A 20934-nucleotide genomic window follows, 5' to 3' on the forward strand; every position below is an offset into this window, starting at 1 on the left:
TCAGCCGGCGCTGTTCTGCAGCACGTCGAACGTGCGGCTGCGGGACTCGAGGTCGCCGAGCCGGACCGACACGGTGCACCGGGAGCCCACGGTGTTGGCATAGGGCACCCGGTCGACGAAGGCCAGCGACCCGGTGCAGTCGTCGGTGCGCACCTCGAGCTCGCCGCCGAGCTGCCGCAGCAGCACCGTGGGGGCGGGGGTGCGGCTGCTGAAGACGACGGAGATGTTGTCCGCCGCGTCGGTGCCCCGCCACACGGGCAGGACGACGAGGTCGACGGACCCGCCCACGCGGACCGTGCCGCCGATCTGCACCTCGAGGGCCTCCAGCCGCTGCGCGGGGTACACCGCGGTGGCCACCAGGCCCTCGAGCGCGGCGTCGATCGCGGTGCCCCGCTCGACCAGGCCCTCGCGCAGCTCCGCTGCGCTTCCGTCGTCCCCGCCGGGGAGGGCGACGGTGTAGCTGGCGGTCGCCTCGCCCCCGGCGGGCACGTCGACCGGCACCTGCCAGCCGCACGCCGTCGTCGGTACGCCGGGCGTGACGTCGCGGACCGCCGGCACCGACCAGGTGACGTCGGGGCACGGTGCGCCGTCCTCCGGGGCGGGCACCGCCTCGAACAGCGGCCCGGCCATCGCGTCCTCGGCCGTCCAGGTGACGGTGGTGGTGAGGGTGCCCGCCTCGGGGTCGTAGGCGGCCTCGCGGGCGACGGCCAGGCCCGAGGGCAGCTGCCCGGTCGGGCCGATCGCGGTGACCTCCTCGACGGCCGTCCCGGTCGCCGTGGCACCCCGGGTGCCGGCCGGCCCGTCGTCCCCGGAGGTGAGGGCGACCACGCCGACGACGGCACCGACGGCGGCCAGCGACCCGGCCACGGTCCACCAGGTGCGGCGGTCGTGCAGCCAGCCGCGGGACTTTCCCTCCTGGTCGGCCGCCGGCGCGGGAACCGGTTGCGGGCGGGGAGCGCGCAGCTGGGTCTGCGCCGAGGCGGCGTCGTCCCCCGGCGCGGGCTGCGGCGCTACCCACGGGCTCTCCGCTGCTGGGGCGGCGGCCGGCAGCTCCGCCGGGGCCGCGGCGGCCTTGACGTTCGTGGCGCCGGGGTCGAGGTCGGGCGCGGGCCGGTGCCCGAGCACCCCGAAGGCGGGCACCTCCCCCACCCGGGCCGACGCCCACGCCTGCGGCTCGGGGACGACGGGCAGCGCGCCGACCTCCGCGACGGCCGGCAGCAGCTCCCGCAGGGCCGCGGCCGCGGCGGCGGCGGGCGGGCGGCGGGCCGGGTCCTTGGCGAGCAGCCCCTGCAGCACGGCGTCGACCGAGGCAGGCAGACCGTCGACCGGCGGCGGCTCCGCGGTGACGTGCCGGTTGGCGACGGCGTAGCCGGTGCCGCCCCCGGCGAACGGGGGCCGGCCGGCGAGCAGCTCGTAGAGGACGATCCCGGCGCCGTAGACGTCGGAGGCGGCGCTGACGGTCTCGGCGGTGAAGATCTCCGGCGCCATGTAGTCCGGCGTGCCGAGCACCCCGGTCATGCGCACGGTCGTCTCCTGCGCCAGCCGGGCGATGCTGAAGTCGCTGAGCAGCACGGCGGGCGGCTCGGCGTCGGTGAGCAGCACGTTGTCCGGCTTGACGTCGCGGTGCAGCACACCGCGGGCGTGCGCGGCGGCCAGCGCCTCGAGGACGTCGGCGGCGATGCGCACGGCCTCGGCCACCGGTAGCGTGCCGGCCGCCCGCAGCCGCGCGCGCAGGTCCGCACCCCGTACGAGGTCCATGACGATGGCGAGGTCGTCGCCCTCGATGACCAGGTCGCGCACCCGGACGACGTTCGGGTGCACCAGGTCCAGCAGGATCGAGCGCTCCTGGACGAACCGGGTCAGGATCTCCGGGTCGCGGGCGAACTCCGGCCGCAGCAGCTTGGCCGCGACCTCCTCCCCCGTGCGCTGGTCGACCGCCGCCCAGACCTGGCCCATCGCCCCGCTGCCGAGCTGCCGCTCCAGGACGTAGCGGCTGCCGAGCGCGCGGGTGGTCTGCATGCCTGTGGTCCTCTCAGCCTTCGTCGGCCGGGAGGACGAACCAGGAGAGGGCGGGCGCGCCCTGCTCCACCCCGCGGTCCGGGCCGCGGGTCGTGGCCTGCAGCAGCGCCACGCCGTCGTCCCCGAGCGCCTGCCCGGAGTCGAAGGTCAGCGCCGGGCCGCCGAGCCCGTCGTCGGCGCCCAGCTCCAGCTCCCGCAGGGCGGTGAGGACGTCGCCGGGGTCGGTGGACGCCGCCTGCTCGGCCGCGGTGGCCAGCGCCAGCACGGCGTCGTGGCTGCGGACGTCGGCGGTGGCCGCACCGTCCCGGCCGAAGGTCTCCGGGCCCAGCAGCGCCGGCACGGCCGCGTCCTGCGCGGCCAGCCGCACCGCGGCCAGGAAGTGCGCGACGCCGGGCTCGGTCGATGAGTCGGTGACCGCGGGGCCGACGGTGAAGAACTGGCCGGCGGTCGTGGCCGTGCCGCCGGCGCCCAGCTCGGCCAGCCGGCCCCCGAACGCGGGAGCCAGTGCGGACGGCGCGAGGACGACCGGGAGGGTGGGTGCGACGCCCTGCAGCGCGGCCACCGTCTCGGCGGAGGTCTCCGCGGAGGCGCCCACCACCACGGCGTCCGCGCCGCCGTCGGTGAGCGGGCGGGCGGCCGCGGCGACCTGGCCGGCGAGGGCGTCCCCCGCGGTCAGGGGAACGCGGAGCGCGGGGTCGGCCAGGGCGGCGAGCTCCTCGCCAACTCCCTCGCCGGTCAGGGTCAGCGGCGCGCGCTGCCCCCGGTCGGCCAGCAGGCCGCTGATCCGCTCGGTCACCTGCGAGGCGCTGGGGCCGGTGCGCCAGGCGGCCTCTCCGGTTCCGCCGTCGCGAGCGTCGTAGGGCAGCAGGACGGCGGTGTCCGCGGCGGCCGCCAGCGGCAGCGCGGCGTCCAGGTGCGGCCCCGCCGAGGCGTAGACGATCCCCGCGACGCCCGAGTCGAGCAGCTGGCGGGTGGCGGCGACCGCCCCCTCGGGGGTGCCGCGGTCGTCGACGACCTCCAGCTCCACCCGGTCGTCGTCGCCCTCGTCGAGCCGGAACTCCGCCACCCGGGCTCCCGCGGCCGGTGCGGCGAACTCCCCGCCCTCACCGCGGGCGCCGAGTGCGGTGACGACGACGCCCACGCGCACGGGCTGCTCGACGTCGCCCAGCAGGGAGAGCTCCACGGCCGGCGCCGGGGCCGGGGCGAAGTCCTCGCCGCTGCTCTCCTCGTCGGTGTCGCCCCCGGTGCACCCGGACACCGCCAGCGCGGCCAGCGCCAGGCCGCCGATCAGTCGCCGCACGTCAGCCCTCCGCACCGAGTCGGAAGACGAACACCGTCGACGACGTCGAGCCGCGGGGCAGGTCGATGCCGAAGGGCCCGAAGCCCTGGGCCGCCTGCAGCGAGCGGGCCAGCTGCTGCGACTCCAGCTGCGCGTCGGCCAGCTCGGCCATCCGCACGCCGCGGAAGCTCGCCGCGCTCTGGCTGGTCTCCTGCACCTGCTCGGTGCGGACCCCGGTCTGGCCGGCGCTGTTCTGGATGACCCCGAGCAGCCCGCGTCCCTGCGCGGCCGACCCGAGGTCCAGCAGCACCTTCTGCAGCTGGGCCTGCAGCGCGGCCGAGGCTGCCGACTGCGACTGGTTGGCCGCACTGATCTGCTCGGCGAGCCGCCCGATCGAGGACTGCGCGGCCTCGTCGAGGTCCTGCTCGGCGGCGGCCTGGACGGCGTCGAGCCGCGCGGTCTGCTCCTCGACGACGGCCTTGCCCTGCTCCAGCTGCTGGGTGGCGGAGGCGCCGAGCTGGCCGGCGAGGTCACCGCTGAGCCCCTCGAGCGAGGAGTCGGCGTCCTGGCCCGCGGCCGCGGCGTCGTCGGCGGCGTCCCGAACCTCCTCGGCACCGGCGGCGTCCACCTTGCTCGAGGCGTCCTCGATGAGCGAGCGGATCGCAGCCGCCACCGTGACCTGGGTGCACTCGACCTGGGCGAAGTGCGTGGCGACGGCGTTGAGCGTGGGCTCAGTGACGACCGGTTCCGGGTTCTCGCAGGTGTAGCCCTCCTCGTCAGGGGCCTGGGGAAGCGGTGCGTCGTAGAGAGCTTCGAGCTCGCCGAGCATTTCCCCCAGAGCGGTCTCCAGCAGACGGTCCGAGATGGGGCCGTTCGCGAGGCTGGAAAGGCTGGCCAGCGGGCCGGACAACAGCGCGCCCAGCTGTCCCTTCAGGTCGGTCAGCGCCGGCTGCAAGCCGTCGAGGCCGGAACGGGCGGCGGTGGTGGCGGCGGTGACCTCGCTCCAGGCTGCGGCCTCCTCGGCGACCCGGTCGACCAGCGGGTCCGGAGTGCCCGGGACGTCCGGTGCTGCGAGGCCAGCACAGGTCTGCCCGTCGACGGAGCGGCGCATCTCGTCGTAGTCCGCGGAGGTGGCCGGGTTCGTGGCGGCGTCCACGGCACAGATCGAGGCGGCCAGGGCCTCCAGCTGGGCGGTGATGCTGCCGGTGCCCTGGAGCTCCGTCAGCCGCTCGGCGGCGAGGTCGTCGATGGCGACCAGCTGGTCCCGCACGCCTCCGGCGTCGATGGCGTCGACGGCCAACGAGGCGTCCTCAATGCCGTCATCCAGGGCTCCAAGTCCGGTCAGCAGGTCACCGGCCGCGTCACCCGGTCGGGGAAGAGTGGCCAACGCTCGCCCTGCGGTCTGCAGTTCGCTCACCGACGTCACCAGGTCATCGATCAGCCCACCGACCGTCTCGATGGCGGCGAGGTCCAGCGTGCCGGCGACCGCGCTCCCCTGCGTCTGCAGCTCGTCCGCGAGCTCGACCAGCTCGGAGCCGGCACCGACCAGGCGGCAGACCAGCGCCTCGCCGCCCGGGGTGCAGGACCCGGCGTCGCCGATCGCCTCGCGCAGCGTCGTGCGCAGGTCGCCGACGCAGTCGCCGCTGGCCGAGGCCAACTCGCGCAGCTGGTTGCTCACGGTGGCCAGCTGGCCGAGCAGCGTGCCGGCCACCTCGCTGTCCGTGCCCGAGCCGCCGCAAGAGACCGGCGAAGGCGGAGCCTCCCGGGTCGGGGTGCCGAAGTAGTCCTTGACGCTCTGCACCGCCGTGCTCAGCGCACCGGTGGCCTGGCCGTTGGTCGACCGCACCGTGCCGGCGACGGAGGCGTCCAGCGCCTCGAGGTCGGCGAGCACGGCCGCGGCGGCTGCGTCGACGTCGGAGGCGGTGCGGGTGAGCGCCTCGGTCGCCGCGGCACCGACCTGACCGGCGTTCACGCTCAGTGTCTGCTGCACCGAGAGCAGGCTGTCGGTGACCTGGGCCAGCGTCGCGTTGACGTCGGCGATGAGGCCGATCGTGTTGTTCTCCGAGCCGACCATGGCGGCCGTCCCGCCGAAGGCGTCGCCGACCAGTCGTGCCACGGAGGTGTCGGTGGCCAGCCCCGGCTGGACGGCCAGGCTGAGCTCCGGGAGCTCGAAGTCGGTGGCGTCCTGCACCAGGGTGAAGGTGGTGCTGGGCGACAGCCGCGGCGGCGCGAGCAGCGAGGCCCACTGCACCGTCGTCCCGCCCTCGCCGGCGCTCACCACGCCGTTGGTGGTGCCGGGCTCGGTGGCGCCGGGCTGCGAGCGCACGAGGGTGGCGGCGCTCTCCTCGGGCATGGTCGCGCTGGCGACGACGGTGAGCGGCGTGGTGACCAGCTCGTAGCTGTCCCGGGCGACCCCGGCGGCGTCGTACTGGAACCGCTCGGGACGCACGGTGGTGTTCTGGACCGTCAGGTTGATCTCGACCCGGCCGCTCACGCCCTCGAGGTCGGCGAGATCGGTGCCCACGCGGCCGTCGTGGCGCCACGACGTCGTGATCAGCACAGGGAGGTCCCCGGCGTGCTGAGCGGGGTCCAGGCCGCGCGTCTTCGTAGTGGTCGCGTCGCCGTCCTCGTCCCGGCTGACCAGCGCCGAGGTCAGCCGGGTGACCCCGCCGTCGGTACCGAGATCGACGGTGACCGCCTGCAGCGCGCGCTGCGGCGCCTCGTCGGCGAGCACGACGGGCGCACCCACCGCGGCCACCCCCAGGAGCACCGCCGAGGCACCCGCCGTGATCCCCCACCGGCGGCCGATCCTCGGCCTGACCCACATCCCCCGCCGCCGGCCGCTCGCGCCCTTCACGACTGTCTCCCCGTGTGTCTTCCTGCCCCCGCGCTGCCGCATCCCGACCGGGGACGGCAGCAGATCCCGCCGGAGGGTAGACGGAACTGTCCGTATCGGTCCAACCCTGTCTCCGTCACCGTCCCTGGTGGGAGCGGCTCAGAAGGTCAGGACGATCCGCCCACGGACGCCGCCGGCCTCGAGGAGCCGATGCGCATCGGCAGCCTGCTCAGCCGGGAACACCCGGGCCACCCGCAGCGTGAGGACGCCGTCCTCCGCCTGCCGGCGCAACCGGTCGAGCCCTTCCCGGTCCTCGGCGGCCCGCGCCACCTGGTTGGGGAGGCAGCGCACGCCGCGCTCGCCGTCGCCCTTGTAGCCGCGAACGGTGGCCATGACGCCGCCGTCCTTCACCGCGGGCAGCACGAGCTCGTCCTGCACCGCGCCGTCGGCCAGGCCGTCGACGCCGTCGGGGTAGCGCTCCCGGATGCGCGCGGCGACGTCGTCCCCGCGCCGGACGACGACGTCGGCGCCCAGGCCGCGCACCAGCTCCTCGTCGGCCTCGGACGCGTCGGCGACGACGGTGAGCCCGTCGGCCGTGGCCAGCTGGACGACGAAGCCGCCGAACGCGCCCGCCGAGCCGGTCACCGCGAGCACCTGGCCCGGCTGCAGGGCCATGCGGTCCAGCGCCATGCGGGCGGTCAGCCCGTTCATCGGGAGCGTGCACGCCTCGACGGCGGTCGTGCCCCGCGGCGCCCGCACCACCGAGTTGCCGGGCAGCACCTTGTCCTCGCGGTAGGCGCCGTGCGGCCCGATCGGGACGACGATGCCCATCGCGAGGTCACCGACGGCCAGGTGGTCCACCCCCTCCCCCACCTCGGCGACGACGCCGGCGACGTCCATGCCGGGCACCCACGGAGGGTTCTTGAACGGGTCGCGCGTGGCGTAGGCACCCGAGCGAGCATGGGTGTCGGTCGGGGCGACCGCGGCGGCCTGCACCCGGATCCGCACCTGACCGGGCCCGAGCGGCTCGGGCTCGACGTCGACGACGTGCAGGGCCTCGGGCCCACCGAACTCGGTCACTCCGACTGCGCGCATGGGTCCTGCCTACCGGACAAGCTCGCGGCCGGCCCCCTGCAGGGGCCCGCCGCGAGCCTGCGAGTGGCGGGGGGCAGGGGGTCCTTCTACTTGAGCTTGTACTCCTTGAGCAGGCCGCGGCTGATGATCGTCTTCTGGATCTCGCTGGTGCCCTCGCCGATGAGCAGGAAGGGCGCCTCGCGCATGAGCCGCTCGATCTCGTACTCCTTGGAGTACCCGTAGCCGCCGTGGATGCGGAACGACTGCGTGGTCACCTCGGCGCAGTACTCGCTGGCCAGCGTCTTGGCCATGCCCGACTCGACGTCGCTGCGCTTGCCGGCGTCCTTGAGGCGGGCGGCGTTGACCATCATCAGGTGGGCGGCCTCGACCTTGATGGCCATCTCGGCCAGCTGGAAGGCGATCGCCTGGTGGTGGGCGATCGGCTTGCCGAAGGTCTCGCGCTGCTGGGCGTAGGCGATGGCGAGCTCGAAGGCGCGGATCGAGATGCCGCAGGCGCGGGCCGCCACGTTGACCCGGCCGACCTCGACGCCGTCCATCATGTGCGCGAAGCCCTTGCCGGGGACGCCGCCGAGGATGTCGCTGGCCTTGGCCTGGTAGCCGTCGAACACCAGCTCGGTGGTGTCGACGCCCTTGTAGCCCATCTTGTCGATCTTGCCGGGGATGGTGATCCCGGGCTTCACCTCGCCGAAGCCGGCAGGCTTCTCGACCAGGAAGGTCGTGAGGTTCTCGTGCGCGCGCTCGGCGCCCTCGTCGGTGCGCACCAGCGCGGCGACCAGGGTGGAGCTGCCACCGTTGGTCAGCCACATCTTCTGGCCGTTGATCGTGTAGTCGCCGTCGGCGTTCTTCGTCGCCTTGGTGCGGATCGCGGCGACGTCGGAACCCAGACCCGGCTCGGACATCGAGAAGGCACCGCGCACCTCGCCGGTGGCCATGCGCGGGAGGTAGTGGTCCTTCTGCTCCTGCGTGCCGTGCTGGCGCAGCAGGTAGGCCACGATGAAGTGGGTGTTGATGACGCCCGAGACGCTCATCCAGCCGCGCGCGATCTCCTCGACCACGAGGGCGTAGGTGAGCAGCGACTCGCCGAGGCCGCCGTACTCCTCGGGGATCATCAGGCCGAAGATGCCGAGCTCCTTGAGCCCGTCGACGATGTCCTGCGGGTAGGCGTCGGCGTGCTCGAGCTCCTGCGCGTGCGGGATGATCTCCTTGTCGACGAAGCTCCTGACCGTCGACAGGATCTCCTGCTGGATGTCGGTCAGGTCCGCGGTCTGGGCCAAGCGGGTCATCGGTCTCCTCCGGGGACTCCGGTGTCCGTAGTTACCCGGAAGTATGGGCCACCCCCGCGGGGCGCTCGCCGCGTGGTGGCCCGCGCGCCCTCACCGCCAGGGAGCCGGTGCCCGTGGTGGAGTAGCGCGACCGGTCCCGCCGGCGAGCAGGAGGAGATCCGATGAGCACTCCGGACGACGGCGCAGCCCGCGAGGGGCAGCCCGCGTACGGCCAGGCACCGTGGGGTCCGCCCCAGTACGGGCCGGAGCAGTACGGGCCGGGGCAGTACGGGCCGCCGCCCCACGACCAGGCGCCGTACGGCCAGTACGCGCCGCCGCCGTACGGGCAGCCGGGCTACGGCTACCCCTACGCCCGGCCGACCAACACGCTGGCGATCCTGTCGCTGGTGCTGGCCTTCGTGTTCGCGCCGGCCGGGCTGGTCACCGGCATCATCGCCCGCCGGCAGATCCGCCGGACGCACGAGGACGGCGCCGGTCTCGCCCTGGCCGGGATCATCGTCGGCGGCATCGCGACCGCCTTCTTCGTGCTGCTGATCGTCGTGTGGCTGATCGCCGTGATCTCGCTGACCAACGACGGCTTCGCCCCCTGAACGCGACGACGGCCGCCCGGAGAGTTCTCCGGGCGGCCGTCGTGGGCAGGCTTGCTCAGTCCTCCGGAGGCGTGAAGGACGACGTCCGGGACAGCCCGGCGGCGCGACCCTTGCCCGCGATGACCAGCGCCATCTTGCGGCTGGCCTCGTCGATCATCTCGTCGCCGAGCATCGCCGAGCCCTTCTTGCCACCGGCCTCCGACGTCGCCCAGTCGTAGGCGTCGAGGATGAGCTCGGCGTGGTCGTAGTCCTCCTGCGACGGCGAGTAGATCTCGTTGGCCGCCTCGACCTGACCGGGGTGCAGCACCCACTTGCCGTCGAAGCCGAGGACGGCGGACCGCTTGGCGACCTCCTCGAACGCGGGCACGTCACGCACCTGCAGGAAGGGGCCGTCGATGGCCTGCACACCGCGGGCGCGGGCGGCCATGAGGATCTGCATGAGGATGTAGTGGAACGGGTCGCCCGGGTAGTCGGGGTGCAGCGCGCCCACGACCAGCGACTTCATGTTGATCGAGGCCATGAAGTCGGCGGGGCCGAAGATGATGGTCTCGATGCGGTCGCTGGCGAAGGCGATGTCGTTGACGTTGATGAGGCCCTGCGCGGTCTCGATCTGCGCCTCGATGCCGATCCGGCCGACCTCGTAGCCGTTGGCCTTCTCGATCTGGGTCAGCAGCATGTCCAGCGCCTTGACCTGGGCGGCGTCCTGGACCTTCGGCAGCATGATGCAGTCGAGGTTCGCGCCGGCGCCGCCGACGACCTCCAGCACGTCCTGGAAGGTCCACTCCGTCGTCCAGTCGTTCACGCGGACGGTGCGGATCTTGTCGCCCCAGCCGCCCTCGTTGAGCGCCGCGACGATGTTCTTGCGGGCACCGGGCTTGGCCAGCGGCGCGCACGCGTCCTCGAGGTCGAGGAACACCTGGTCCGCAGGGAGGCCCTTGGCCTTCTCGAGGAACCGCGGGTTGCTGCCGGGAACGGCCAGGTTGGAACGGCGAGATCGGAGCTCGGCCACAGTGCCTCCGCTAGATCGAGGTCGGGGGAATCGGTCGTGCGGAGCGTAGCGACGGCGGATTCCGGGCGCTCACCCGCTGTTGATCATCGTCATCTGGTCGCTCGACCCGCCGATGGGAGGCTCCGGACGACGATGATCAACTGCAAGGAGGAAAGGACCGCCGCTGCCGCTCAGGTTGCGGGCTCGACCAGCGTCGTCGGCCGGCTGCCGCGCACCACGAGGGCGACCCCGGCGACGACGGCGAGCATCCCGGGCAGCGCGAGCAGCGGCGGCGCCTGCTGCAGGAGCACCAGCGCGACCAGCGTCGCCCCCGGCACCTCGAGCAGGATGACCAGGCTGACCATCGTCGGGCCGACCGTCGAGAGCACCAGGTTGAGCAGCGTGTGCCCGAGCAGCTGCGCGCAGACGGTGATCCCCGCGATGAGCAGCCAGTCGCGGCCGCTCAGCCCGCCCAGCGGCACGTCGGCCAGCACCGCGCCGAGCGCCACCACGACCGCGCACACCGAGTAGGCGACGACGGCGTAGGCGGAGGTGGACAGCCGCTCCCGCGCCCGCGCGCCGGCCAGCACGTACCCGCCCGCGAAGATCGCCCCGAGCAGGGCCAGCCCGTCACCGGCCAGCGCCTCCAGGCTCACCGACACGTCGACGCCGGCGATGAGCCCGGCTCCCGCGACGGCGAGCACCAGCCCCCACCAGACGGGAGCCGGCAGCCGCACGCCGACGAACCGCGCGGCCAGCGCCGTCCAGATCGGGGTCGTGGTGACCAGCGCGGTGGAGGCCGCGACCGTGGTCATCGTGAGGCTGGGCAGCCAGGCGGCGAAGTGCGCGGCCAGGAACAGCCCAGCGACGACCGAGCTGCCCAGGTCGCGCAGCGCCAGCCCCTGCAGGCTCGCCCGCTCCCGCGTCAGCAGCACCGGCAGCAGCACGGCGGCGCCGACGGCGTTGCGCCAGAAGGCGACCGCCAGCACCGGGGCGGCCACCAGCGCGGTGAGCGGCCCCGACATCGAGACGCCGAGGACGGCGACGCCCATGAGCGCGACGTCGCGACCCCCGGGCCGCTGCACCGCCCAGGAGGACGCCGCACCGGAACGGTCCTCGATCACCCCTGCGGAACCCGGATGCGGCCGCTCGCGATCGGAACGACCGTCCCGCGGACGGTGGTCGCCGTCGCCTTCCCGGCGGCCGCCGTCACCGTGCACCGGAGCAACGAGGGCCGGCCCATCGCCTCGCCCTGCCGCACGGTGAACGCCGTCGTCCCGTCGCCGGGAAGCAGGCCGGTCTCCACCAGCCAGACGCCGGTGCCCAGCGCCGCCGAGCCGGTCGCCGGGTCCTCGCCCCAGGCGAGGTCGCCGGCGAAGACGCGCGCGGTGGCCGTGGCGGTGGCGGCGTCCCAGGACAGCACCGACACGCCCTCCCCCACGGACAGCGCGCGCAGCGCGGCGGGGTCCGGGACGGCGCGGTCGACGGCGTCGGGGCGCACGGAGAGGTAGGCGAACGGCAGCCCGCAGCCGGCGACCTCGACCGGGACGCCGGTGACGTCGGCCGGGTCCAGGCCCAGGGCCCGGGCGAGCTCCTCGGCGGCGGGCCCGTCCTCCAGCGTCGGCGTCCCGCCGGACAGGGTCGCCCCCTCGTCGTCGACGACCACGTCGAGCACCCCGGCGCCGCACTCCTGGCGCAGCGTGCCCGCCGCCAGCCGGCCCGCGCGCACCAGCGTGTGCGCCGCGCCGACGCTGGGGTGACCGGCGAAGGGCAGCTCGGCATAGGGGGTGAAGATCCGCACCCGGTAGTCCGCGCCCGGCTCGGTGGGGGCGCACAGGAACGAGGTCTCGGAGAGGTGGAACTCGTTGGCGAGCGCCTGGCACTGGGCGGTGCTCAGCGCGTCGGCGTCGTGCACGACGGCCAGCGGATTGCCGGCGAAGGCCCGCGGCGCGAACACGTCGACGATCTCGTAGTCCAGCGCGTCGGGGCCGTTCACGGCGCCGACGGTAGCCTTCCAGCCTGTGACGACGGTGACGAGGGCGTACGTCTCCCGGCTCGCCGGGCTGACGGTGTTCGACCCCAACGGCGACCGCGTCGGCAAGGTGCGCGACGCCGTCGTCGCCCTGCGCGTGGGCACCGCCTGCCCCCGGGTGCTGGGCCTGGTCGTCGAGGTCGTCGCGCGGCGCCGGATCTTCGTCCCCATGGGCCGGGTCACCGCGGTCGACCCGGGCGCGGTGATGCTCGCCTCCGGCACGCTCAACCTCAAGCGCTTCGAGCAGCGGGCCGGCGAGACGCTGGTCCTGGGCGAGCTGCTGGACCGCTCGGTCACGATCCTGGAGAGCGGGAAGCCGGCGCACGTCGTCGACGCCGGCATCGAGCAGACCCGCACCGGCGACTGGCAGCTGTCCAAGCTCGCCGTCCAGGAACCGGGGCGGCTGGGCCGCCGCGGCCAGCTGCACACCCTGGCGTGGGACGAGGTCGGCGGCCTGGCGCTGCCGCAGACCGGGCAGGGCGCGGAGACGCTCATCGCCACCTACCGGGAGCTCAACGCCGCCGACATGGCGCACGCGCTGCAGGAGCTGCCGATCAAGCGCCGGCACGAGGTCGCCGAGGCCATGGACGACCAGCGGCTGGCCGACGTCCTCGGCGAGCTGCCCGAGGCCGACCAGGTGGTCATCCTCGGCACGCTGGAGGAGCAGCGCGCCGCCGACGTCCTCGAGGAGATGGACCCCGACGACGCCGCCGACCTGCTCGCGGAGCTGTCCAACGTCGACCGCAACCGCCTGCTGGAGCTCATGGAGCCCGACGAGGCCGAGTCGGTGCGCCAGCTGCTCAAGTACTCCGAGGACACCGCCGGCGGGATGATGACCAGCGAGCCGGTCATCCTGGCCCCCGACGCCACCATCGCCGAGGCGCTGGCCCGGGTGCGGGAGCCGGAGCTCACCCCCTCGCTGGCCAGCCAGGTCTACGTGTGCCGGCCGCCCTCGGCCACCCCGACGGGGCGCTACCTGGGCCTAGCGCACATCCAGCGGCTGCTCCGCGAACCCCCGTCCAGCCTGGTGAGCGGCATCCTCGACGACCTCGAGCCGCTGCGCCCGGAGGCACCCCTGGCCGAGGTCACCCGCTACTTCGCCACCTACAACCTCGTGGCCGCCCCCGTCGTCGACGCGCAGGGCCGGCTCGTCGGGGCGGTCAGCGTGGACGACGTCCTCGACCACCTGCTGCCGGGCGACTGGCGCGAGCGGGCCCGCCGTGGCTGACGGCCCGCGGCTCGACGTCCCCCGCGGCGGTACCCGGCGGTTCACCGGGTTCCTGCGGCTGAACCCCGACACGGTCGGCGCCTTCGCCGAGGGCATCGCGCGCTTCCTCGGCACCGGCCGCTTCCTCGCCGTCCAGACGATCGTCGTGGCCGTCTGGATCATCCTGAACGTGGTCGCGGTCAACCTGCGCTGGGACCCCTACCCGTTCATCCTGCTCAACCTGGCGTTCTCCACCCAGGCCGCCTACGCCGCGCCGCTGATCCTGCTGGCGCAGAACCGGCAGGCCGACCGGGACCGCGTGCAGGCCGAGGAGGACCGCGCCCGCGCCGCCTCGACCCGCGCCGACACCGAGTACCTGGCGCGGGAGCTCGCCTCGCTGCGCGTCTCGGTCGGCGAGCTGGCCACCCGCGACTTCATCCGCAGCGAGCTCAACCGGCTGACCGTGGACGACGCCGGGGACGAGGGCGAGCGCCGGGAGAAGAAGGCCAAGAAGAAGCGCGACCCGGTCGCCTGACACCCGGTTGCGCCCCTGAGGTGTCCCACCCCGCCCGGGTGGGCACCGGGGCCCCACTGACCCGCGCGGGGCGGGTCGTGCCACGGGGGTGGACCACGCATGGGTGCTGTCGACGTCGGACGAGGACCGGCCGGAGGGTCCTCGCGGGGCCTGTACGGCAGCCGGATCGGTGACCGCCTTCCCCGGTCGGCGACGGCGGAGGTCGTCGGCACCGCGCTGCTGGTGTTCGTCGGCACGAGCGCCGCGGTGGCCGCCGGCACCGGCGACGACTACGACTCCCTGGGTGTCGTGCTCGCGTTCGGGGTCACGCTGGTGGCCCTGGCCGCCGCCTTCGGCCACGTGTCCGGGTGCCACCTCAACCCCGCCGTCACCCTCGGGCTCGCTGCCTCCGGGCGCTTCCCGTGGCCGGCCGCAGCCGCGTACGTGGGCGCCCAGCTGGCCGGTGGCCTGCTGGGCGCGGCGGCGACGTGGGCCTGCTACGGCGACCGCGGGCGCACCGACGGCAACCTGGGCGCGACCCTGCCCGCCGACGGCGTACCGATCGGCCGGGCGTTCCTCGTCGAGCTGCTGGTGACGTTCCTGCTGGTGCTCGTCGTCATCGCGGTGGCCACCGACGACCGGGCCGAGAACGGCATCGCGCCCGTCGCCGTCGGGCTGGCGCTGGCCGCGGCGATCTTCGCGGCCGGCCCGCTGACCGGTGGCGCGGTCAACCCGGCCCGGGCCTTCGGCCCCAACCTGCTCGCCGGCGAACTGGCGCCGCTGTGGCTCTACCTCGTCGCGCCCACCATCGGCGGGGTGCTGGCCGCCCTGCTCTACGCGCGGGTCTTCGCCCGCACCGAGCCGCCGGAGTGACGGCGCTCAGCCCGCGAGCAGGTGCACGCCCGCGCCGGTCGCCCCGGCCAGGGCGATGACAACGATGAACGGCGCCCGCAGCGCCAGGGCCAGGGCGGCCACCGCCAGCCCCGCCAGCCGCCCGTCGACCACGATCCGGTCGTCGCTGGTGAGGCCCTGGACGGCGACGAGCGCGGCCAGCAGGGCGGCGGGGACGAAGTCGACGATGCGGGCCACCCAGGGCTGCTCCACCCAGGCGGCGGGCACCGACATCCCGGCCAGCTTCAGCAGGTAGCAGCCGATCGAGGCGACGACGACCGCCGTCCACAGCACGTCGTCGCTCATGCCGGCCGCTCCGCGGTCCGGGGCCGCCCGGCCAGCGCCACGGCGACCACCGCGGCGATGACCTGCACGCCCACCGGGACGAACGGGGTCAGCGCCAGCGCGACCACCGCTCCCCCGAGCGTCACCCGCCGCTGGGCCCGTGGCTCGGTCGAGCCCGCCGCCGTCAGGCGCGGCCACAGCAGGGCGAGGAAGGCGGCCGGGACTACGGCGTCCAGCGCCGCCTCCGCCGCGCCGCCGAGGCCGGAGGCGCCCAGGGCGCCCACCAGCGTCATCGCGTTCCAGCCGAGGTAGATCGTGCCGCCGGTGGCCCAGAACGCCAGCCGGCCCAGCTCCCGGCCCGGGGCGGCGACGGCCATCGCCGTCGACTCGTCGATCACCCAGTGCGCCGCGCCGGCCCGGCCGAGCACGGTGCGGGGAGCCAGCAGCGGGGCCATCCGCACGCCGTACACGGTGTTGCGGGTGCCCAGCAGCAGCGCGCTGCCGACCGCCGCCGGCGCGCTGCCCCCGGCGCCGATCACGCCGACCAGCGCGAACTGCGAGGCGCCGGAGAACATCAGCAGGGACAGCGTCATGGTCTGCCAGACGTCCAGCCCGGCGGCGTCGGAGGCGGCACCGAACGCGATGCCGTAGAAGCCGACCGCCAGCCCCAGGCCGACGGCGTCGCGCAGCGTGCGGGATCGGGCGGGGGCGGACACGTCCGCCGAGATTAGGCGCCGGTCGGCGCGGACCCGGCGCGCGCCCGGCGGCGCACCGTGCGGTCGAGGATGCCGAGGGTTCCCTTCAGCGCGCTCTCCGGGACGATCGGGAAGGTGAGGAACGGCCGGTAGTCCTCGCGCAGGTCCGACCAGTCGCAGTACGAGGTCACCCGGGTGCCGCCGTCGGCGGGTTCCAGTCGGTAGCCGTACACGTGCCGCAGCGGCGGCCGGATCGTGCCCTCGATGGTCCAGGCGATCTCGCGGTCGGGCTCGTAGGCGGTGATGACCACCTCGACGTCGTACTTCCCCATCGGCAGGTCGCCCAGCGCCTCCCGGTCCATGTGCACGAGGAACCGGTCGCCGACGGCCGAGACCGGCGCGCCCTCGGCGTCCATGAGCATCCCCGAGGCGTCGATGTCGACGTGGCCCTGCGGATCCCGCAGCACCGCGAAGACCTCGTGCGGCGCGGCGGGGATGACGCGGGTCACCTCGATGCGCTCGGCGGCGGGCGCAGCGTCCTCGAGAGCGGTCACGGGTCGGATCATGGCAGCCGCTGCGCACGAGATCACCCCCCGCGACCGGCGGTCGGCCGGAGGGCCCGCCGTACAGTGGCAGCGACCCGTGTGCGCAGGTAGCGCCGAGGCCTGCGGCCGGACGGGTCCCCCGTCGAAGGAGACAGACCCACCGATGTCCGACACCATGACCGGCACGCCGGCGCTCGACGCCATCACCGCCGCTCTGGCCACCGTCCAGGACCCCGAGATCAACCGTCCGCTCACCGAGCTGGGCATGGTCAAGGACGTCCAGATCGCCGCGGACGGCTCCGTGCGCGTCGAGGTCTACCTGACCGTCGCCGGCTGCCCGATGCGCGAGACGATCACCAACCGCGTGACCCAGGCCGTCGGCGCCGTCCCCGGCGTGACCGCCGTGCAGGTCGGCCTGGACGTCATGAACGACGAGCAGCGCGCCGAGCTGCGCAAGACCGTCCGCGGCACCGACGTCGCCGACCCGGTCATCCCCTTCGCCCAGCCGGGCTCGCTGACCCGCGTCTACGCGGTCGCCTCCGGCAAGGGCGGCGTGGGCAAGTCCTCGGTCACCGTCAACCTGGCCGCCGCGCTGGCCAAGCGCGGCCTGTCCGTCGGTGTCGTCGACGCCGACATCTACGGCCACTCGGTGCCCCGGATGCTGGGCGTGGACGACAAGCCCACCCAGGTCGACAACATGATCATGCCGCCGCAGTCGATGGGCGTGAAGGTCATCTCGATCGGCATGTTCACCCCGGGCAACACCCCGGTCGTGTGGCGCGGGCCGATGCTGCACCGCGCGCTGCAGCAGTTCCTCGCCGACGTGTGGTGGGGCGACCTCGACGTCCTCCTGCTCGACCTGCCGCCCGGCACCGGCGACGTCGCCATCTCGATCGCCCAGCTGCTGCCCAACGCCGAGATCCTCGTGGTGACGACGCCGCAGCTGGCCGCCGCCGAGGTGGCCGAGCGGGCCGGCGCGATCGCGACCCAGACCCACCAGCAGGTGGTCGGGGTCATCGAGAACATGTCGTGGATGGAGCTGCCCGACGGCTCCCGCATGGAGGTGTTCGGCGCGGGTGGCGGGCAGACCGTCTCCGACGCGCTGACCCGCACCCTCGGCGCCCGCGTGCCGCTGCTCGGCCAGATCCCGCTCGACACCCGGCTCCGCGAGGCCGGCGACGCCGGTGCGCCGATCGTGCTGGCCGAGCCGGAGTCGCCGGCCGCGCAGGCGCTCACGAAGATCGCCGACGGGCTGGCCAGCCGCCAGCGCGGCCTGCAGGGCATGTCGCTGGGCCTCACCCCGGTCCGCCGCTGACCGCAGCTCCGCCTCTTCTGGGGTGTTCCTCCCGCTCCCCAGGTCCTGCAGGACCTCCGGAGCACGAGGAACACCCCAGAAGCACGTCCGGGGCCGGGCGGGCCTAGGTCGCGTCCGGGTCGAACGGGGGCGGAACCAGGTTGTCCCGCGGGCGGGCGACGACCGGACCGGCGGCCGCGGTGGCCGCCGTGCTCCCGGAGAAACCGCCGGCAGGCTCGTCGTCGTCGAAGAGCTGGCTGCGGATGAAGGTCCGCGGGTGGTACTTGCGCAGGTCGAGGTCGCGCAGCTCGGGCAGGTCGTCGCCGATGCTCTCGTTGACCTGGGCGCGGACGCCGGTGATGGCAGCGCGGACCTTCTTGAGCCCCACAGCGGCGTCCTTGGCGAGGTGCGGCAGGCGCTCGGGACCGAAGATGAACAGCGCGGCCAGCGCGAGGACGAGGATCTCGCCCCAGCCGATCGAGTCGAACACGACGCCCCCCTTCCTCCGGGCCCCCAGCCTAAGCGGCGTCGAGGGTGGCGCGGAGTTCCTGCGAGCCGCCGCCGCGCACGACCTCGACGGTGACCTCCTCGCCGGGTGCGTACCGGTCGACGGCGACGACGAGCTCCTCGGAGCTGCCCACCGGGTCTCCCGCGATCGCGATGATGACGTCGCGCTCCTGGATGCCGGCGTTCGCCGCGGCGCTGCCGGGCTCGACGTTGAGCACGAGGGCGCCGTCGCGGGTGCCGTCGGTGACCGATCGGGCGTTGACCCCGAGTGAGGAGTGCACCGCGCTGCCCGTGGAGATCAGCTGCTCGGCGACGTCGCGGACGGTGTCGATCGGGATGGCGAAGCCCAGACCGATCGAGCCGCCGGTGGTGCCGTTGCCGCCGAGGGAGGCGATGGCGGTGTTGATGCCGACGAGGGCGCCGGTGCCGTCCACCAGCGCGCCACCGGAGTTGCCCGGGTTGATGGGGGCGTCGGTCTGCACCGCGCTGATGACGGCGTTGGTGTCGCTGCCCTCGCCGGCCAGGCGCACCGGCCGCTCGAGGGCGCTGACGATGCCGCTGGTCACCGTGCCGGCCAGGCCGAGCGGCGAGCCGATGGCCACCACCGGGTCGCCCACGACCACGCTGTCGGACCGACCCAGCGTCGCGGTGACCAGGCCAGGCTTCTCGACCTTGATGACGGCGAGGTCGCTGGCCGGGTCGCGGCCGACGATGCGCGCCTCCGAGCCGCTGCCGTCGGAGAACACCGCGCGGATCTCCGCTCCGTCGACGTCGGCGGCCCCGGAGACGACGTGGTTGTTCGTGACGATGTAGCCGTCCTCGCCGTCGATGACCACGCCGGAGCCGGTCGCGCCCGCCTCGCCGACGCGCACCTCGATGGAGACCACCGCGGGCATGACCTCCTCGGCGATGGCGGAGACCGAGCCCGGCTCGCGCGTGGTGCCGGGATCGACCTGGGTGAGCGTCGTGCCGGGCGAGAGCAGCGGCGACTCCGGGGTGGCGCGGGTCAGGAACCAGCCCACGCCACCCCCGATCGCACCCACCACGAGGACGGCGAGCAGCACCAGGGCGGACAGCCGCACGGAGAGGTCGCGCAGCCGGACCCGCTTGCGGCCCTTGCCGTCGACGACGATGGGCCCGTCCTGCTCCTCGGGCTCCGGGTAGACCGCCGGCGCCCCGAGCCCGGCCGGGGCGTACGGGTCACGCCACGGGTCGCTGCGGGCGTCGGCCTTCCACCACGGGCCGGTCGCGGTCCGGCGTCGTCCCGGCCGGCCGGCCGGCGGCTCCTGCAGGCCCCGCTGGCCGGGGGCGCCGGGCGCGAACGCGCGCAGCACCGCCTCCGGGGGCGGCGGCGGGGTGGGACGGGCCGGCGGCCGGGGGCGGTCCTCGGCGAAGCTGCCGGCGACGCTGTCCGGACGACCGAAGGCGACCTGGTGGCCGGGGCCCGGTTCCGGAGCGGTCACGCGGCGCGGCGAGAGGCGGTCGGGCACCTCGCCGAACGGCCCGTCCTGCCCGGAGGGGCGGACGAAGGCCTGGTCGTCCGGAGGCGGCGGGGCGCCCCGGTCGTCGGAAGTGGTCAGGGGGTGCCGCCCTGCCCGTCGAGCGGAGTGGCGGTCCGCACGTCCACCGTGCGCACCACCGGGGGGACGACCTCGGTGTGCTGGCGGACGGCGGAGTCCGCCGCCGTGCCGGGCGCGGCCGGGACGTCGGCGGGGAGGTTGAGCGCGAGCGCGGTGACCCCCGCACCCAGGCCGGCGAGCGTGCCGACCAGTCCACGGCGCAGCCACCGGGCGTGATCGGGGCGGGCCGGGCGGTCCCGCGGGGAGAGGTCGACCTCCCAGGCGCCGGCGCCGTCGCGCACGGTGAGCCGGGTGGCGTCCGAGCCCAGCGACATCGGGCCGCCGCCGGCACCGGGCACGTCGGCGGTGAAGGGGATGGCGCACAGCCGCGACACGAGGTCGCCGGGCACGGCCACCTCCTGCGAGCCGTGCAGGGCGTCCTTGGCCTCGCGCTGCGCCTGGATCGCCATCCGGCACTGCAGGCAGCCGGACAGGTGCCGGGCGGCGCGCGCGGCGGGGCCGGCGGTCAGCTCGCCGTCGACCAGGGCCGCGATCGCCTCCTGCGCCAGGTGGCTCTCGGGGATGCTCATCGCGTTCCGCCCCCTCCCAGGATCACGTCGTCCTCGGTGGCCACCCGGCCGGGGGCGAGGTGGGCCAGCGCCTGCCGGAGCTGGACCCGGCCGCGGTGGATCCGGCTACGCACGGTGCCGAGCTTGATGCCCAGGGTCGCCGCGATCTCCTCGTAGGTGAGCCCCTCGATGTCGCAGAGGACGACGGCGACGCGGAACTCCGGGGAGAGCGCGTCCAGCGCCGCCTGGATCTGCGGGTCCAGGTGCGTGTCGGCGTAGACCTGCTCGGGGCTGGGCGCGCGGCCGGGCAGGCGCTCGGTGTCCTCAGGCAGGGCGTCGAACCGGATGCGCTGCCGGCGCCGCACCATGTCGAGGAAGAGGTTCGTGGTGATGCGGTGCAGCCAGCCCTCGAAGGTGCCCGGCGAGAAGTCGGCGAGGGAGCGGAAGACCCGGACGAAGGTCTCCTGGGTCAGGTCCTCGGCGTCCTGCGGGTTGCCCGAGAGCCGGTAGGCCAGCCGGTAGACGCGGGCCGAGTGCTCGCGCACGACCTGCTCCCAGGTGGGCGCGACCCAGCTCTCGGCCTCGGGTCGCGCGGGCTCGGACACCGCACCAGTATCGCCGACGGACGGCGCGGCGACCGGATCGGCGTCGGGGGTTCGCTCGGACAGGGGTCGCGGGAGGCGCACGTCCATCCCAACGGGCGGGCGAGCGGGCGGTGTTCCCGCGGCCCACCCTTTCCAGCGAAC

Annotated in this window: 20 protein-coding genes; 5 read left to right on the forward strand and 15 right to left on the reverse strand. The window is 74.7% G+C overall.

Annotated features, from left to right (window positions below):
• The 5 genes from DQ239_RS12155 to DQ239_RS12175 form a co-directional block, all read right to left on the reverse strand.
• Entirely contained in the window at positions 1-2019 is a 2019-nt protein-coding gene (locus DQ239_RS12155; protein WP_113834687.1) for a serine/threonine-protein kinase, read from the reverse strand.
• A gap of 13 nt (positions 2020-2032) precedes the next feature.
• Positions 2033-3319: a hypothetical protein gene (locus DQ239_RS12160; RefSeq protein ID WP_113834688.1), complete on the reverse strand. Its 1287-nt coding sequence runs from the start codon at positions 3317-3319 to the stop codon at positions 2033-2035.
• A gap of 1 nt (position 3320) precedes the next feature.
• Entirely contained in the window at positions 3321-6155 is a 2835-nt protein-coding gene (locus DQ239_RS12165; RefSeq protein ID WP_113834689.1) for a hypothetical protein, read from the reverse strand.
• A 138-nt stretch (positions 6156-6293) separates the two neighbouring features.
• Positions 6294-7229 (reverse strand): NADP-dependent oxidoreductase, encoded by a 936-nt coding sequence (locus DQ239_RS12170; protein ID WP_113834690.1) that lies wholly within the window; start codon positions 7227-7229, stop codon positions 6294-6296.
• Between the two features lie 86 nt (positions 7230-7315).
• Entirely contained in the window at positions 7316-8512 is a 1197-nt protein-coding gene (locus DQ239_RS12175; protein ID WP_113834691.1) for an acyl-CoA dehydrogenase family protein, read from the reverse strand.
• Between the two features lie 161 nt (positions 8513-8673).
• On the opposite strand from DQ239_RS12175, the gene DQ239_RS12180 reads away from it, so the two are divergent.
• Complete coding sequence (locus tag DQ239_RS12180) at positions 8674-9102, forward strand: DUF4190 domain-containing protein (protein ID WP_113834692.1); 429 nt, start codon at positions 8674-8676, stop codon at positions 9100-9102.
• Positions 9103-9157: 55 nt separating this feature from the next.
• Here DQ239_RS12180 and DQ239_RS12185 read toward each other — a convergent pair whose 3' ends face one another.
• The 3 genes from DQ239_RS12185 to DQ239_RS12195 form a co-directional block, all read right to left on the reverse strand.
• On the reverse strand, positions 9158-10111 hold the full coding sequence (locus DQ239_RS12185; RefSeq protein WP_113834693.1) for a CoA ester lyase: 954 nt from the start codon (positions 10109-10111) through the stop codon (positions 9158-9160).
• A gap of 170 nt (positions 10112-10281) precedes the next feature.
• Positions 10282-11214: a DMT family transporter gene (locus DQ239_RS12190; protein WP_233489129.1), complete on the reverse strand. Its 933-nt coding sequence runs from the start codon at positions 11212-11214 to the stop codon at positions 10282-10284.
• The gene (locus tag DQ239_RS12195; protein WP_199582946.1) at positions 11211-12086 is read right to left on the reverse strand and encodes a PhzF family phenazine biosynthesis protein; all 876 of its coding nucleotides are present in this window, start codon (positions 12084-12086) and stop codon (positions 11211-11213) included. Before DQ239_RS12195 ends, DQ239_RS12190 begins: the two co-directional genes overlap by 4 nt.
• Positions 12087-12111: 25 nt before the next feature.
• Here DQ239_RS12195 and DQ239_RS12200 point away from each other — a divergent pair, with 25 nt between their 5' ends.
• The 3 genes from DQ239_RS12200 to DQ239_RS12210 all read left to right on the forward strand — a co-directional run bounded on the left by DQ239_RS12200 (position 12112) and on the right by DQ239_RS12210 (position 14716).
• The gene (locus DQ239_RS12200) at positions 12112-13350 is read left to right on the forward strand and encodes a CBS domain-containing protein (RefSeq protein WP_199582947.1); all 1239 of its coding nucleotides are present in this window, start codon (positions 12112-12114) and stop codon (positions 13348-13350) included.
• Positions 13343-13864, forward strand: coding sequence for a DUF1003 domain-containing protein (locus DQ239_RS12205; protein ID WP_113834696.1), 522 nt, complete (start codon positions 13343-13345; stop codon positions 13862-13864). Before DQ239_RS12200 ends, DQ239_RS12205 begins: the two co-directional genes overlap by 8 nt.
• A gap of 99 nt (positions 13865-13963) precedes the next feature.
• Positions 13964-14716: an aquaporin gene (locus DQ239_RS12210; protein ID WP_113834697.1), complete on the forward strand. Its 753-nt coding sequence runs from the start codon at positions 13964-13966 to the stop codon at positions 14714-14716.
• A gap of 6 nt (positions 14717-14722) precedes the next feature.
• On the opposite strand, the gene DQ239_RS12215 is transcribed toward DQ239_RS12210, so the two are convergent.
• The 3 genes from DQ239_RS12215 to DQ239_RS12225 are packed head-to-tail and all read right to left on the reverse strand — an operon-like array spanning position 14723 to position 16268.
• Positions 14723-15040, reverse strand: coding sequence for an AzlD domain-containing protein (locus tag DQ239_RS12215; protein WP_113834698.1), 318 nt, complete (start codon positions 15038-15040; stop codon positions 14723-14725).
• Positions 15037-15735 carry an AzlC family ABC transporter permease gene (locus tag DQ239_RS12220; protein ID WP_113834699.1) on the reverse strand — a complete coding sequence of 233 codons (699 nt, stop codon included), beginning with the start codon at positions 15733-15735 and terminating at the stop codon, positions 15037-15039. The genes DQ239_RS12215 and DQ239_RS12220 overlap by 4 nt, the downstream gene beginning before the upstream one ends.
• An 11-nt stretch (positions 15736-15746) precedes the next feature.
• Positions 15747-16268, reverse strand: coding sequence for an SRPBCC family protein (locus DQ239_RS12225; protein WP_233489130.1), 522 nt, complete (start codon positions 16266-16268; stop codon positions 15747-15749).
• A gap of 154 nt (positions 16269-16422) precedes the next feature.
• Between DQ239_RS12225 and DQ239_RS12230 the strand changes: the two genes are divergently transcribed.
• The gene (locus DQ239_RS12230) at positions 16423-17574 is read left to right on the forward strand and encodes an Mrp/NBP35 family ATP-binding protein (RefSeq protein ID WP_113834701.1); all 1152 of its coding nucleotides are present in this window, start codon (positions 16423-16425) and stop codon (positions 17572-17574) included.
• A 103-nt stretch (positions 17575-17677) separates the two neighbouring features.
• Here DQ239_RS12230 and DQ239_RS12235 read toward each other — a convergent pair whose 3' ends face one another.
• The 4 genes from DQ239_RS12235 to sigE form a co-directional block, all read right to left on the reverse strand.
• A complete protein-coding gene (locus tag DQ239_RS12235) occupies positions 17678-18043 on the reverse strand; it encodes a twin-arginine translocase TatA/TatE family subunit (RefSeq protein WP_113834702.1) in 366 nt (121 codons plus the stop codon).
• Between the two features lie 28 nt (positions 18044-18071).
• Positions 18072-19523: a trypsin-like peptidase domain-containing protein gene (locus DQ239_RS12240; RefSeq protein ID WP_233489131.1), complete on the reverse strand. Its 1452-nt coding sequence runs from the start codon at positions 19521-19523 to the stop codon at positions 18072-18074.
• Positions 19524-19636: 113 nt separating this feature from the next.
• Positions 19637-20209, reverse strand: a complete 573-nt coding sequence (locus DQ239_RS21300; protein ID WP_199582949.1) for a zf-HC2 domain-containing protein — start codon at positions 20207-20209, stop codon at positions 19637-19639.
• On the reverse strand, positions 20206-20793 hold the full coding sequence (gene sigE, locus DQ239_RS12250; protein ID WP_113834820.1) for an RNA polymerase sigma factor SigE: 588 nt from the start codon (positions 20791-20793) through the stop codon (positions 20206-20208). The genes DQ239_RS21300 and sigE overlap by 4 nt, the downstream gene beginning before the upstream one ends.
• Positions 20794-20934 lie beyond the last annotated feature (141 nt).

It is taken from the genome of Blastococcus sp. TF02-09 (assembly GCF_003319105.1).
Taxonomy (GTDB): Bacteria; Actinomycetota; Actinomycetes; order Mycobacteriales; family Geodermatophilaceae; genus Blastococcus.

Bases quoted from the DNA above. Each gene is read 5' to 3' on its own strand.
- DQ239_RS12155 (WP_113834687.1), bottom strand. From the start codon at position 2,019: ATGCAGACCACCCGCGCGCTCGGCAGCCGCTACGTCCTGGAGCGGCAG.
- DQ239_RS12170 (WP_113834690.1), bottom strand. From the start codon at position 7,229: ATGCGCGCAGTCGGAGTGACCGAGTTCGGTGGGCCCGAGGCCCTGCAC.
- DQ239_RS12175 (WP_113834691.1), bottom strand. From the start codon at position 8,512: ATGACCCGCTTGGCCCAGACCGCGGACCTGACCGACATCCAGCAGGAG.
- DQ239_RS12180 (WP_113834692.1), top strand. From the start codon at position 8,674: ATGAGCACTCCGGACGACGGCGCAGCCCGCGAGGGGCAGCCCGCGTAC.
- DQ239_RS12210 (WP_113834697.1), top strand. From the start codon at position 13,964: ATGGGTGCTGTCGACGTCGGACGAGGACCGGCCGGAGGGTCCTCGCGG.
- DQ239_RS12215 (WP_113834698.1), bottom strand. From the start codon at position 15,040: ATGAGCGACGACGTGCTGTGGACGGCGGTCGTCGTCGCCTCGATCGGC.
- DQ239_RS12230 (WP_113834701.1), top strand. From the start codon at position 16,423: ATGTCCGACACCATGACCGGCACGCCGGCGCTCGACGCCATCACCGCC.
- DQ239_RS21300 (WP_199582949.1), bottom strand. From the start codon at position 20,209: ATGAGCATCCCCGAGAGCCACCTGGCGCAGGAGGCGATCGCGGCCCTG.